This is a genomic window from Rugamonas apoptosis (genome assembly GCF_014042355.1).
Taxonomy (GTDB): domain Bacteria; phylum Pseudomonadota; class Gammaproteobacteria; order Burkholderiales; family Burkholderiaceae_D; genus Rugamonas; species Rugamonas apoptosis.
Genome location: NZ_JACEZU010000012.1, coordinates 182,550 through 196,027, shown reverse-complemented (window position 1 = coordinate 196,027; position 13,478 = coordinate 182,550). Strand labels below are relative to the sequence as shown.

The 13,478-nt window shown below is 66.8% G+C and carries 13 protein-coding genes; 6 read left to right on the top strand and 7 right to left on the bottom strand.

Translation table 11 applies throughout. The features are described 5' to 3' along the window. Positions 1-11: 11 nt before the first annotated feature. On the top strand, positions 12-329 hold the full coding sequence (locus H3H39_RS22320) for an ArsR/SmtB family transcription factor (RefSeq protein ID WP_182156577.1): 318 nt from the start codon (positions 12-14) through the stop codon (positions 327-329). Then, on the top strand, positions 326-1,471 hold the full coding sequence (locus H3H39_RS22315; protein WP_182156576.1) for a cation diffusion facilitator family transporter: 1,146 nt from the start codon (positions 326-328) through the stop codon (positions 1,469-1,471). The genes H3H39_RS22320 and H3H39_RS22315 overlap by 4 nt, the downstream gene beginning before the upstream one ends. Positions 1,472-1,540: 69 nt before the next feature. On the opposite strand, the gene cysK is transcribed toward H3H39_RS22315, so the two are convergent. Next, a complete protein-coding gene (gene cysK / locus H3H39_RS22310) occupies positions 1,541-2,473 on the bottom strand; it encodes a cysteine synthase A (protein ID WP_182156575.1) in 933 nt (310 codons plus the stop codon). Positions 2,474-2,555: 82 nt separating this feature from the next. Further along, a complete protein-coding gene (locus H3H39_RS22305; protein WP_229218186.1) occupies positions 2,556-3,104 on the bottom strand; it encodes an FKBP-type peptidyl-prolyl cis-trans isomerase in 549 nt (182 codons plus the stop codon). Positions 3,105-3,236: 132 nt separating this feature from the next. Here H3H39_RS22305 and thpR point away from each other — a divergent pair, with 132 nt between their 5' ends. Next, on the top strand, positions 3,237-3,722 hold the full coding sequence (gene thpR, locus H3H39_RS22300; RefSeq protein WP_182156574.1) for an RNA 2',3'-cyclic phosphodiesterase: 486 nt from the start codon (positions 3,237-3,239) through the stop codon (positions 3,720-3,722). A gap of 28 nt (positions 3,723-3,750) precedes the next feature. Here the strand turns inward: thpR and tcdA are convergent, their stop codons facing one another. Beyond that, the gene (gene tcdA, locus H3H39_RS22295) at positions 3,751-4,692 is read right to left on the bottom strand and encodes a tRNA cyclic N6-threonylcarbamoyladenosine(37) synthase TcdA (RefSeq protein ID WP_229218185.1); all 942 of its coding nucleotides are present in this window, start codon (positions 4,690-4,692) and stop codon (positions 3,751-3,753) included. A 130-nt stretch (positions 4,693-4,822) separates the two neighbouring features. On the opposite strand from tcdA, the gene pdxH reads away from it, so the two are divergent. Together pdxH and H3H39_RS22285 are read left to right on the top strand one after the other, a co-directional pair. Then, positions 4,823-6,001 carry a pyridoxamine 5'-phosphate oxidase gene (gene pdxH, locus H3H39_RS22290; RefSeq protein WP_182156572.1) on the top strand — a complete coding sequence of 393 codons (1,179 nt, stop codon included), beginning with the start codon at positions 4,823-4,825 and terminating at the stop codon, positions 5,999-6,001. Positions 6,002-6,108: 107 nt separating this feature from the next. Continuing rightward, positions 6,109-7,374, top strand: a complete 1,266-nt coding sequence (locus H3H39_RS22285; RefSeq protein WP_182156571.1) for a class I SAM-dependent methyltransferase — start codon at positions 6,109-6,111, stop codon at positions 7,372-7,374. Here the strand turns inward: H3H39_RS22285 and H3H39_RS22280 are convergent. The 3 genes from H3H39_RS22280 to msrA are packed head-to-tail and all read right to left on the bottom strand — an operon-like array spanning position 7,323 to position 11,224. After that, entirely contained in the window at positions 7,323-9,593 is a 2,271-nt protein-coding gene (locus H3H39_RS22280; protein ID WP_229218184.1) for an ATP-binding protein, read from the bottom strand. The genes H3H39_RS22285 and H3H39_RS22280 overlap by 52 nt on opposite strands. A 13-nt stretch (positions 9,594-9,606) precedes the next feature. Then, positions 9,607-10,650 carry an HD domain-containing phosphohydrolase gene (locus H3H39_RS22275; protein WP_182156570.1) on the bottom strand — a complete coding sequence of 348 codons (1,044 nt, stop codon included), beginning with the start codon at positions 10,648-10,650 and terminating at the stop codon, positions 9,607-9,609. Positions 10,651-10,672: 22 nt separating this feature from the next. Further along, entirely contained in the window at positions 10,673-11,224 is a 552-nt protein-coding gene (gene msrA / locus H3H39_RS22270; RefSeq protein ID WP_182156569.1) for a peptide-methionine (S)-S-oxide reductase MsrA, read from the bottom strand. A gap of 139 nt (positions 11,225-11,363) precedes the next feature. On the opposite strand from msrA, the gene H3H39_RS22265 reads away from it, so the two are divergent. Beyond that, entirely contained in the window at positions 11,364-11,867 is a 504-nt protein-coding gene (locus tag H3H39_RS22265; RefSeq protein ID WP_182156568.1) for a flavin reductase family protein, read from the top strand. 43 nt (positions 11,868-11,910) lie between these two features. On the opposite strand, the gene H3H39_RS22260 is transcribed toward H3H39_RS22265, so the two are convergent. Further along, positions 11,911-13,440: an alpha/beta hydrolase gene (locus tag H3H39_RS22260; protein WP_182156567.1), complete on the bottom strand. Its 1,530-nt coding sequence runs from the start codon at positions 13,438-13,440 to the stop codon at positions 11,911-11,913. Positions 13,441-13,478 lie beyond the last annotated feature (38 nt).

Below are 13,478 nucleotides of genomic sequence, written 5' to 3'. Positions count from 1 at the left end.
ATATGTTAGCCATGAAATCCTACGCCGAATCCGATCCCGCCATCGCGCAACTGGCCGACCTGTTCCACTTGCTGGGCGATCCAACCCGCTTGCGCATCGTGCTGGCCTGCCTGACCACGCCGGTGGCCGTGAGCGCCATCGCCGCTTCGCTGCACCTGAGCGGCTCGCTGGTGAGCCACCACTTGCGCCTGCTGCGCGCGGCCCGCATCGTCAAGTCGGAACGGCATGGCAAACAAGTGTTCTACACCGCCGCCGATGGCCACATCAGCGACGTCCTGTGCGATATGCTGGAACATATCGCCGAACCTACTTCGGGAAATGAAGCATGAGCCGCCACCACGACCACCACGGGCATGACCATGCTCAGCACGACCATCCGCACGGCCACGCGCCCGCCGCCAAAGGCGCGGCGTGCGGCCACGATCATGGCCACGGTCACGGCCACCATCACCACCACGGCGACCCGACCACCCACGCCCGCGCGTTCGCCATCGCCATCGTGCTCAACAGCGCGTTCACGGCGATCGAATTCATCTACGGCTTCATCGCCAATTCCACGGCGCTGATGGCCGACGCCGGCCACAACCTGTCGGACGTGCTGGGCCTGATGCTGGCCTGGGTGGCGGCCATCCTGGCCAAGCGCTTGCCGGACGGGCGCTATACCTACGGCATGCGCAGCAGTTCCATGCTGGCGGCGCTGTTCAATTCCATGTTGCTGATGCTGGCCTGCGGCGCCATCGCCTGGGAGGCGATCCAGCAATTGCTGCATCCGTCGCCAGTGGCGGGCCTGACGGTGTCGGTGGTGGCGGCGGTGGGCATCGCCATCAACGGTTTCTCGGCTTGGCTGTTCATGGCCGGCAGCAAGGACGACATCAACATCCGTGGCGCCTACCTGCACATGGCGGCCGACGCGGCCATCTCGCTGGGCGTGCTGCTGGCCGGCCTGGCCGTGATGTACACGGGCTGGACCTGGCTCGATCCGCTGGTCAGTATTTCCATCGTGGCCATCATCGCGTGGAGCACATGGTCGCTGCTGAAGATGTCGCTGCGCATGATGATGGCGGCCGTGCCCGATGGCGTGAACCATGGCGAAGTGGAGCAGTTCCTGCGCGGGCGCGACGGGGTGAGCGGTATCCACGACCTGCACATCTGGGCCATGAGCACTACCGAGACGGCCCTGACGGTCCACCTGGTGATGCCGGCCGGCTATCCGGGCGACGTGGCGATGGACGCCATCACCAACCAGCTCAAGCAGGACTATGCGATCCACCACTGCACGCTGCAAATCGAACAGGGCACCACCGTCCACGCCTGCAGCCTGCACGATCAGGGCATAGTGGACAGCCATGCCGGCGATCATCCGCATGACCACGACCATGACCACGACCATGACCACAAACACGATCACGATCACGAACACGGTCATGAGCACGGCCATGAACATGGCCACGATCACGATCACCGGCATTAAATACAACGGCCGGCATGCAAGCCGGCCGTTGTTGTAAGCAGCGGCGCCCGTGCGGCGCCGCGTCCGTTCTCAGTCCGCCAGGTTGGCGTACAGCGGCGTGCTCAGGTAGCGTTCGCCGAACGACGGCACGATGGTGACGATCATCTTGCCCGCGTTTTCCGGCCGCTGGGCCACCTGTATGGCCGCCCACAGCGCCGCGCCGGACGATATCCCCACCAGCAACCCTTCCTGCCGTGCCGCCTCGCGCGCCGTGGCGAAGGCGTTGTCATTGCTGACGCACACCACTTCGTCATAGACCTTGGTGTTCAACACGCCCGGCACGAAGCCGGCGCCGATGCCCTGGATCGGGTGCGGGCCCTTGGTGCCCTTGGACAGCATGGGCGACGCTTCCGGCTCCACGGCGATGCACTGGAAGCCAGGCTTGCGGGCCTTGATCACTTCGCCCACGCCGGTGATGGTGCCGCCCGTGCCCACGCCAGCCACCAGGATGTCGATCCGGCCCTCCGTATCGCGCCAGATTTCCTCGGCCGTCGTGCGGCGGTGCACGGCGGGATTGGCGGGGTTGTTAAATTGCTGCGGCATCAGGCAGCGCGGGTCGGCCGCGCACATTTCCTCGGCCTTGCGGATGGCGCCCAGCATGCCTTCGGCGCCCGGCGTGAGCACCAGTTCGGCGCCGTAGGCACGCAACAGCATGCGCCGCTCGCGGCTCATGGTGTCGGGCATGACCAGCGTGCAGCGATAGCCGCGCGCGGCGCACACCATGGCCAGCGCGATACCGGTATTGCCGCTGGTCGGTTCGACGATGATGGTGTCGGGCCGGATCTGGCCAGCCGTCTCGGCCGCCTCGATCATGGCCAGGCCGATGCGGTCTTTCACGCTGTGGGCCGGGTTGGCATATTCCAGCTTGGCCAGGATCTGCGCGCCGGCGCCGGCGCCCAGGCGGTTCAGGCGTACCAGCGGGGTGTTGCCGATCAATTCGGTGACGTCGTTGGCGATCTTCATTTGTTGTTCTCCGCGGGTGGAATTCGAATCAATAGTCTACCGCTTTTTATTGCATGCGGGAGCGGCTGGTGCTGGCTCCGCCTTATTTCACGTCCATCAGTTCGACTTCGAACAGCAGCGCGGAATTCGGTGGGATGTCGCCACCGGGCGCGCCGCGCGAACCGTAAGCCAGGTCGGCGGGGATGATCAGGGTGCGCTTGCCGCCCACTTTCATGCCTTGCACGCCCTGGTCCCAGCCCTTGATGACCTTGCCTGCGCCCAGCGGGAATTCCAGCGGTTCGCGGCCAGGGTCGCGCGAGGAGTCGAACTTCTTGCCGCGGAAATTACGTGCCAGCGGACGGTACAGCCAGCCCGTGTAATGGACCCGGACGGTGGAGCCGGCCATGGCTTCCTTGCCGTGGCCTAGCTTGGCGTCGGTGACGATGAGCTGTTCGGCCAACGGGCCTGGGCTGGCCGATCCCGGCACCACGGCGGCGGCTGGCGCAGTGGCCGGCGTGTCGGCGGCAGGCACGCTGGCGGCCGGTGCACTGGCGGCAGGCATGCCGGCAGCCTGGTCCTGGGCCTGGGCCGGCATGGCGGCCATGGCGACGCTGGCGCCGCAGAAAGCGAGGGTAATGAAACGACGCATCATGTTGTATTCTTTCGGTCAGAGTTGAACTTGGCCGCCCCGGCTTGCCGCTCCGGCTTGCCGGGGCACCAAGGTGGAGCGGCATCATCATAGCAAAACCTGCCTTTTATGCACGACGATCACGGACCACAGAAGTTGTTTTTTGCGCTCTGGCCCGAGCCGGCCGAGCGGGATGCGCTCGCCCCCTGGCAGACGCTGGTGCGGGGCCGCCCCGTGGTGACGGCCAATCTGCATCTGACGCTGGCCTTCCTGGGCTGGCAGCCGGCCGCCGCCGTGGCGCCGCTGATGGCGATCCTGGATGAACTGTCGGTGCCGCCGCTGCGACTGGAATTCGATATGCTGGGCTACTTCAGCGGCCAGCGCATCGCCTGGGCCGGCATGCGCGCCCCGCCGCCGGCGCTGCTGGCCTTGCAGGAACAATTGACCGGCGCGCTGGCGCGGGCCGGGTTCACGGCCGACAGCCACGGTCCCTTCCGTCCGCACGTGACGCTGACGCGCCACGCGCCCGCGCCGGAAGCGCTGATCACCACGCCGGTGATATGGCAGCACGCCCAGGTGGCGCTGATGCGTTCAGGAACGCCGGACGGCGTGTACCGCGTGCTGCGCGCCCGGCGGCACTGAGCGCGCGGGCCGGCGCGGAAAGCGCCGGTCAGGCTGCGGTGGCGGGCGTGCTGCGCACGTCCGGCGTGGCGGCCGGCTGGCCCGCCGCTTCCGGGGCCACCTCGCCCCCCGCCACGCCCACAACCTCAGGCGCCGCCGCGGACGTCAAATCAGTCGCCACTTCCGGCGCCACGGCCACACTGTCGGCCAGCTTGCGCAACATATGGCTGGCGGCCACCATGCCAAAGCTGGCCGTGACCACCATGGCCGAGCCGAAACCGGCGCAGTTCAAGCCCGTCACGCCGCCGCGGTCGTCGCCATCCACGGCGCACGTCTCACCCGACTCGGGAAACTTGAGCGGTTCCATCGAGAATACGGCGTCCACGTTGAACTTGTTCTTGGTGCCGCGCGGGAAGCCGTACTGGTTGCGCATCAGCTTGCGCACGCGCTTGAGCAGCGGTTCCTGTTCCGTGCGGGCCAGGTCGCGCACCTGGATCTGGGTCGGGTCGGTCTGGCCGCCGGCGCTGCCGATCATCATCAGCGGGATACCATGCGCGCGGCAATAGGCCAGCAGGGCCGCCTTGGCCTTGGCGCTGTCGATGGCATCGAGCACATAGTCGTAGCCCTGGCCGCCTATCATCTGGTCCAGGTTGTCCGGCGTGATGAAATCCTCCACCTGGCGCACCTGGCAGTAGGGATTGATCTGGGCGATGCGCTCGGCCAGCGCCGTCACCTTGGCCTGGCCGACGGTGCCCGTCAAGGCCTGGATCTGGCGGTTGATGTTGGACTCGGCCACGTTGTCCAGGTCGATCAGCGTGAGCCGGCCGATGGCGCTGCGGGCCAGCGCTTCGACCGCCCACGAGCCCACCCCGCCCACGCCGATCACGCAGATGTGGGCACTGCGGAAACGTTCCAGCGCGGCGGCCCCGTACAGCCGCGCGATGCCGCCAAAGCGGCGCTCGAAATCGACCTCGTCGCCAATAATTGGCATGCTATTGATATCGGTACTGTTCATCCCGCCATTTTAACGGACGCGCTGGCAAAATTATTTTAGAATGCTTTAGTTGGCAGCCAGTCAACTCCTGCCGCCCTCCTTCCACGCGCTTTTTCCGAGACCATCCATGAGCAACTCCCTGATCGATACCGCGCCCGATTTCAACCAGCCGATCGCTGTCCTCAAACACTGCCACGATCGCATCCGCAAGCAACTGCAAACGCTGCAGAACCTGCTGGGCCACCTGCCCCAGCATGGCGCCGACACGGCCGCCCAGAAGGCAGCCGAAGCGGTACTGAAGTACTTCGATACCGCCGCGCCCATGCACCATGGCGATGAGGAGCAAGACTTGATGCCCATGCTGCAAGCGACCGCGCGCGGCGCCGACGCCGCCCTGCTGGCGGCCGTGGTGCCCGGTATCCTGGCGGATCACGAGCGTATGGACGCGGAATGGACTATACTTAAATCACAACTTGATAAAATTGCCAATGGTGTCAGTACGCCCCTGTCGGTGGACGATGTGAACCGCTTCAGCGAAGCCTACGCGGCCCACATGCTGACCGAGGAAACCCAGATCGCGCCCATGGCCAAGCGTTTGTTCACGGACGAACAGATGGAGTTGCTGGGCCAGGCCATGCAGCGCCGCCGTGGCATCGTGCCCACCAGCGCGCAGACGCTGGCCGATTTGCGGCTCGATTACGGCCTGGCCAGCCTGAGCGAAGAGGACGTGCTGGCCAACCCGATCGCCCAGTTCTCGAAGTGGTTCGACGAGGCGCTCAACGCCCAGGTGGCGGAAGCGAACGCGATGAGCGTGGCGACGGTGGATGCGGAAGGCAAACCGACGTCGCGTATCGTGTTGATCAAGCAGTACGACGAACGTGGCTTCACGTGGTACACGAATTACGACAGCCAGAAGGGCCAGCAGTTGGCCGTCAATCCCAACGCGGCGCTGCTGTTCTTCTGGAGCGAGGTGGAGCGCCAGGTGCGCATCGAAGGCCGGGTGGAGAAAACTTCGCCTGAGGAAAGCGACAAGTACTTCTACAGCCGGCCCGTGAAGAGCCAGTTGGCCGCGCTGGCCTCGAAGCAGAGCGCGCCCATCGGCAGCCGGGCGCAGATGGAGGAAAACTATGAAGCCGTGGCCCAGGCCCAAGGCGAGCAGCCCAAACGTCCCGACTACTGGGGCGGCTACCGTCTGGTGCCCGAGCGCATCGAGTTCTGGCAAGGCCGGCGCTCGCGCTTCCACGACCGCATCGTGTATGTGCGCCAGCCTGACGGTACCTGGCTGAAGCAGCGCCTGCAACCCTGACCCCGCCCGGGCGGGGGCACGCGCGTGGCGCTGGTGACGGACCGGCATGGCTGGACTGACGTTTCTGAACCTGGAACGGCCCTGCCGTCCCTGACCCGGAGGCTACCGTGTTCCTGCAAAACCGCCTGCGCAGCTGGATCGCCCGCATCCGCCAGCAAATCGCGCTGCCCTTGCGCATCGAATTGTGGAACGGGCAGCGCATCGATTTTTCGCCCGACGCGCCGCGCGTGACGATACGCGTGCCGCGCCCCTCGGCCGCGCGCTACCTGCTCACGCCGTCGCTGTCCAACCTGGGCACGGCCTATGTGGAAGGGGCGATCGAAGTCAAGGGCAAGGCGCGCGACATGATCGCCGTCGTCAACGCGCTGGCCCGCACCACCCTCAAGGCGGAAGGCAAGTTCGCCCGCATCGTGCGCGGCATCCGCCACGACCGCAACAAGGATGCCGAAGCGATCCGCTACCACTACGACGTCTCCAACGATTTCTACCAGCAATTCCTGGACCCGAACATGGTCTATTCCTGCGCCTATTTCGAAACGGGCGAGGAAGACCTGGCCACGGCCCAGCTCAAGAAGATCGACCACATCCTGGCCAAGATCGCGCTGCAGCCCGGCCAGCGCCTGCTCGACATCGGCTGCGGCTGGGGCGCGCTGGTGATCCGCGCGGCCCAGCGCTACGGCGCCCGCTGCGTGGGCATCACGCTGTCGGAAAACCAGTGCGCGCTGGCACGCGAGCGGGTGCATGCGGCCGGGCTGGAGCACCTGGTCGAGATCCGGCTGCAGGATTACCGCGACGTGCGCGGCGAGTTCGACCGGATCACCAGCGTCGGCATGTTCGAACACGTGGGGGTGCGCCACCTGCCCGCCTATTTCGCCGCCATCCGCGCGCTGCTGGCCGACGATGGCCTGGCCATGAACCATGGCATCACCAGCACCGATCCCGACAACGGTGAAACGCCCTATGGCGGCGGCGAATTCATCCACAGATACGTGTTCCCGCACGGCGAACTGGCGCACCTGGGGCAGGTGCTGAAAGCCATGCAGCAGGGCCAGCTGGAAGCGTATGACGTGGAAAACCTGCGCCGCCACTACGCCCGCACTTGCGCGCTGTGGACCGAGAATTTCGAAGCGCGCGCGGAACGGGTGCGCGCGCTGGGCGGCGACAAGCGCTTCCGGATCTGGCATGTCTACCTGGCCGGTTGCAGCTATGCGTTCGAACAGGATCTGATCAGCCTGTACCAGATCGTGTGCGGCAAGGCGGGCCGCGCCGCCGGCGCCCTGCCATGGTCGCGCCGCTACATGTATGCCGCGCCCGGCACGGCTCAACCAGCGCTCGGTTCGCCGCCGTCCGTCACCGTCCTGAGCGCGTCGTAGACTTGCGCCAGGGCTGGCTCCAGCCGGGCCGCGGCGGCCTGCGCCTGGGCCATGCCGCCGCCGGCCCGCAGGCTGGCCGACAGTTGCTCGGCCGCCGCCAGCGCCCGTGCCGCGCCGAAATTGACCAACACCCCTGTCAAACTGTGCACGGCGCGCGCGCTGCGCTCAATGTCGCCGGCCGCCAGCGCCGCCGACAACTCGCGCCACAACTGGGGGCCATCGTCGAGGAACAACGTGGCCAGTTCGCGCAACAGCTCGGCGTCGCCGTCGAGGCGCAGCAAGGCCGTGCGCCAGTCCAGCACCAGTTGCACCGGCTGCGGCCGGTAGCGGGCCAGCTTGTCGGCCAGCGCGGCGCTGTCCACCGGCTTGGCCAGGTAATCGTCCATGCCCGCTTCCAGGCAGCGTTCGCGGTCGCCCGCCATGGCGCGCGCCGTCATGGCGATGATGGGCACATGGCCGCCCCGCTCCAGCTCGCGCTGGCGCAACTGGCGCGTGGCGGCCAGCCCGTCCAGGCCCGGCATCTGCACGTCCATCAGGATCAGGTCGTACTGCTCGCGCGCCGTGCGTTCCAGCACGGCCAGGCCGTTGTCGGCCAGGGTCACGCGGTGGCCCAGCTTTTCCAGCAGCCGCAAGGCCAGCCGCTGGTTGACGGGATTGTCCTCGGCCAGCAGCACGCGCAAGCCGTCGCGCTCCGACCCGGCCAAGGGCGGCGGCAAGGGTTCGGCGCCCAGCGGGTCGGGGCGCGGCACTTGCGGCCGCAGCGGCGGCAAGGGCGCCACCAGCGCCACGCCCGTGTGCTTGAGCGGCACGGTGAAACTGAAGGTGCTGCCCTCGCCCGGCACGCTGTCGACGTCCAGCTGGCCCTGCATCAGGATCACCAGCCGGCGGCAGATGGCCAGCCCCAGGCCGGTGCCACCGTATTGGCGCGAAGTGGAGCCGTCCACCTGGGCGAAGGCGTCGAAGATCATGGCCTGTTTTTCCGGCGGCACGCCGATGCCCGTGTCGCGCACGGCGAAGCGGATCTCGCTGCGGTCGTCATGCTCGCGCACCACGGACAGCGCCACGACCACGCTGCCGGCGGCCGTGAACTTGATGGCGTTGCCCACCAGGTTGACCAGCACCTGGCGCAGCCGGCCCGGATCGCCCTTGACGATGCGCGGCAGTTCCGGCGCCAGTTCGCACTCCAGCGCCAGCCCTTTCTGGCGCGCCCGCAAGCGCATGGCGCGCACCGTGTCGGCCACCAGCTGGCGCACGTCGAACGGCACTTCCTCGATGTCGAGCTTGCCCGCCTCGATTTTGGAGAAATCCAGGATGTCGTCCACGATGTGCAGCAGCGCGTGGGCCGAGCCCTGCACCAGCGCCAGGTCGGCCCGCTGCGCGGGCGTGAGGTCGGACTCGAGCAGCAGTTCCGTCATGCCGAGGATGCCGTTCATGGGGGTGCGGATCTCATGGCTCATGTTGGCCAGGAATTCGCTCTTGGCCCGGCTGGCCGCCTCGGCCGATTCCACTGCCCGCTGCATGGCCTGGCGCGCGGCGCGCTGTTCGCTGATGTCGATGAAGTAGCCCAGCATGTAGCTGTGGCCGCCGCTGCTGATCACGTTGCGGCTCACCAGCACGTCGACCGGCGGATCGAAGCCGGCCAGCCGGCGTTCGCTGGTAATCATGCGGCCGCTGCTCCACGCCAACGCGTCTTCCTGGCGGGTCAGCGCGGCCCAGCGCGGCGAAGCGAAATCGTCGATGGTGCGGCCCACGATTTCCACCCGCGAACGCTGGGTCAGTTCCTCGAAGCGGCGGTTGAAGCGCAGGAAGCGGCCTTCGCGGTCCTTCAGGAACACGGGGATGGGCAACTGGTCCAGGATCTGTTCCGTCAACGCCTGCTGGCCACCGGCCTGTTGCGCTTCCTGCTGCGCATCGATGGCTTGCGCGCGGCGCGCGGCGCGCTTGTCGCGCCAGGTGCCCACGTTGCCGCGCTGCTGGCGGTTCTCCTTGCGCAGCAGGGCGTTGGCCTGGCGCAGTTGTTCGTTCTCCGCCTCCAGTTCGCGCAGGCGCGGTTCGATGCCGGGGTCGGCCCGCTCGGCCTGGGCCATCAGCGCCAGCAAGCCGTTGGCCAGCGTGGTTTCGCCGATGGCGCGCAGGTCGTCCAGGCGCTGCTGCATTTCCGCATCGTCGGCCGCGTTCAGCGCGCGCCGCACCAGCTGGACCAGGCGTTCGTATTGCATGGTTGACGCCGGCTCAGGCCGGCTTCCCCTCGTCCTGGTAGCGGGCGCGGATGTCCTGCACCTCGCGCCAGCGCCGCAACAGCGCGTGCACGCATTGCGGATCGAAATGGCCGCCGCAGTTGTCGAGCAGATGCTGGCGCGCCGCCTCCATGCTCCATGCCTGCTTGTAGGGGCGCACGCTGGTGAGCGCGTCGAACACATCGGCCACGGCCACGATGCGGCCCACCAGCGGAATGTTTTCGCCGGCCAGGCCGTGCGGGTAGCCGCCGCCGTCGTAGCGTTCGTGGTGGCTGAGGGCGATCTGGGCCGCCAATTGCAGCATGGGGGCCTGGCAATCCTTGAGGATCTGGTAACCGATGGCCGCGTGCTGGCGCATGATGGTCATTTCCTCCGGGGTGAGCCGGCCCGGCTTGAGCAGGATCTGGTCGGGCGTGCCGACCTTGCCCACGTCGTGCATGGGGGCCGCGTTCAAAATGTCCTGCTGCTGTTCCAGCGGCAAGCCCAGCTCGGCCGCGATCAGACAGGAGTAATGGGCCATGCGCTGGATGTGGGCGCCCGTTTCCGGGTCGCGGTATTCGGACGCGCGGCACAGCAGCAGGATGGTTTCCTGCTCGCGCGCGCGCAGTTCGGCCGTGGCCTGGCTTACTTCCTCGGCCAGCCAGCTGGCGCGGTGCTGCAGGCTGACGGTGGCGCGCCGCAACGCCAGCATGTTGCGGGTGCGGGCCAGGAATTCAACTTTGTCGATGGGCTTGATGAGGAAATCGCTGGCGCCATTTTCCAGCGCCCGGTGCCGCACCTCCACGTCCACGCTGGCCGTTACCATCAGCACGGGCGGGCGTTGGTCCGCGGGCGCGGCCAGGCCGGCGATCAGTTCCAGGCCGTTCAGGTCCGGCATCATGTAATCGACGATCAGCAAGTCGTAGGGATGGCTGTTGCACCAGGCCAGCGCTTCGCGCGCCGACTGGAAAGTGACGGTATCGACGCCATCGAGCTTGTCGATCAGGCGCGACATCAGCACCAGGTTGATGTGGGTATCGTCGACGATGACTACCTGCATGCGCGCTCCGCGGTGAGAGGAATTATTTGCGGCGCTCGCCGAAGGTTTTACGGAACTTGGCCACCTTGGGCGCCACCACGAAGGCGCAATAGCCTTGCAAGGGGTGCTGGCGGAAATAATCCTGGTGATAGTCCTCGGCCTTGAAGTAAGGCTGGGCCGGTGACAATTCCGTCACGATGGGCGCGTCCCACACATGGGCCATGGCCGCGATCACCTGGCGCGCCGTGGCCTCCTGTTCGGGCGACTGGTAGTAGATCACGGAGCGGTATTGGGTGCCCACGTCGTTGCCCTGGCGGTTGGGCGTGGTGGGATCGTGGATGGTGAAGAAAATTTCCAGCAACTCCCGGTAACCGATCACGGCCGGGTCGAACTCCAGTTTCACCACCTCCGCATGGCCCGTGGCGCCGCCGCATACTTGCTCGTAGGTGGGATCGGGCTGGGCGCCGCCCGTGTAGCCGGACTCCACGTGCAGCACGCCATCGACCTCCTGGTACACTGCTTCCAGGCACCAGAAACATCCTCCTCCCAGCACCGCCGTTTCCGTCGCGGCCGCCGCCCCCGTATTGCTCGTCATGACATCCCCTGCTCGTCGGCTGTTCGATGAGACTAACTGTAACGCAAACGGCGGGGCCGCGCACCTATTACAGGAAAGGGCCTGATTGCACAGGCCCCTGTGATTCTTTGGCATAATGACGGAAAGACACAGGCTTCCCATGAATACTCGTTCCCCGCGCGCCCCGGCGCCCACCTTCGACACCGGTCACTTCCGCCAGGCGCTGGGCCAATTCGCCACTGGCGTCACCGTCATCACGACCCGGCTGGCCGATGGCAGCTTCCGTGGCTTGACGGCCAGTTCCTTCAATTCCGTCTCGCTGACGCCACCGCTGGTGCTGTGGAGCCTGGGCACGGCCGCCAACAGCATGCCCATCTTCAGCGGCAATTCCCATTACGTGATCAACGTGCTGGCGGCCGACCAGGCCCACCTGGCCAAAGTGTTTTCCACCCGCGGCGACTATCCATGGGACACGGTGCCGTATGAATTGTCGCGCACCGGACAACCGATCCTCACGGGCGCCTGCGCGTGGTTTGAGTGCCACAACCGCAGCCGTTATCCGGAAGGCGACCACGTGATTTTCGTGGGCGAAGTGGAACACTGCGAATTCATTCCGCGCCCGCCGCTGATTTTCCACGGCGGGATGTTCCACAGCCTGGCCTGAGCCTTCCTGCCGGTGGCATCAGGGTTGGCACTGCCCCCCTGTTTTACTTATTCTGGAAAAAATCGCGCGTGGCGCGCATGCAGAACGGCGCCACCAGGCCCGCGTGGTAGCTGTCGCGCACGGCCTGGTCGCCGGACGCCGCGCGCAGCAAGCCCTTGGCGGCCTCGAACGCGAGCCGGGTGGAACCGTAACTGTCGACGATGATGCCGCTCTCCAGGTCCAGCAGGGTCAGGCTGGATGAAGTCATGCCGTGGGCCGTGAAATAGTCGGCCGTGGCACTCGCGTTCTGGAACGGCACCACCGGATCTTGCGCGCCGCCGCACAGCAGCACGGGCACGGCCGGCACATAGCTACGCAGATCATTTTTCACCAGCCACTTGCGCAGCGTGTGCACGGGCATGCAGTTGAGCGGGTCGGCACTGTTCGCGCCGCAAGGGTGGCTATTCATGTCGGCCAGGTAGCTGGCGCGATAGCTGGTCTTGACCAGGTTGCCGGCGCCGAAGAAGCTGGCGTAGCCGTCGCCCTGCGGCAGGGAGTCCTTGGCGAACAGCACATCGTTCGGCAGCGCACCCGCCGCCACCAGCTCACTCAGGCTGGCCGTGCCAGGCAGCAGGTCGGCGATGCCGGCCGCATAAGGCGCCTCGTAGATGTCGCTGGTGCTCGCGTACAGGCCGGCGTTGGCGTGCTGGCCGGCGTTGATCAGCATGGGCAGGAAGGCGGCCGAGCCCTGCGAGGGCTTGCCGCCGAAGATGGCGTCGCCGAACTGGGTCAGCGCGTACGGGCCGGACATGGGCGCGGCGGCCGTCACCGTGAACTCGCCGGGATAGCCGGTCTGCATGGCGCGCTGGGTGGCCAGCGCCACGTAGCCGCCCTGCGAATAACCGGTCAACAACAACTTGTTGGACGGATGGGCGCCGATCACGGCGAACACCTTGCGCGCGGCGCGCAGGCCATCGACCATGTCGCTCGTCTGCTGGCTGGCATCCAGGTAGGAGTGGTAGGACAGCGAGGAGCCGGCATAACCGGCGTAATCGGGCGCCACCACGATGTACCCCTGGGCCGCGTACATGGCCGCCACCAGCCGTGGTTCGGCGGCCGACAAATCACTCATGTCATTGCGCTTGAGCACGGACGTGCCGTGCGCGTACAGCAGCACCGGGCGGTTGCCCTGGCAAGCGCTGTCAGTGCCGGACGGCACCATGATGGCGGTGGCCGCGTCCGTGTCCTCGCCGGCGCCGCCCACCGTGTGGTATTTCAGCGTGAAGGTGGTGACGGCGCAGGTGGGCGTGCCGGTGAGGGTGCTGCTGCCCTTCTGGGCCGCTTCCAGCAACTGGGTGAAGGCGGCCGGCTGCAGCGTGGTGACGCTGGCGCCGTTGACGGCGACCGGCACCGGGGCCGCGCCGCCGATCAGGGTGCCGCGCAAGGTGGTCGGTGGTGGCGGCGTGACGATCACGCCGCCGTCGGAGGTCTGGCCACTGCCGCCGCCGCCGCCGCCGCAGGCGGTGAGCAAGGCCAGCATCAATGCCGGTGCGCAAGCGCGGGGCAAACAACTACGGACGGTCGGGTGGCGCATGGCGTTTCCTTGCAAGAGTCGGATTGGCCGGGCGGTCG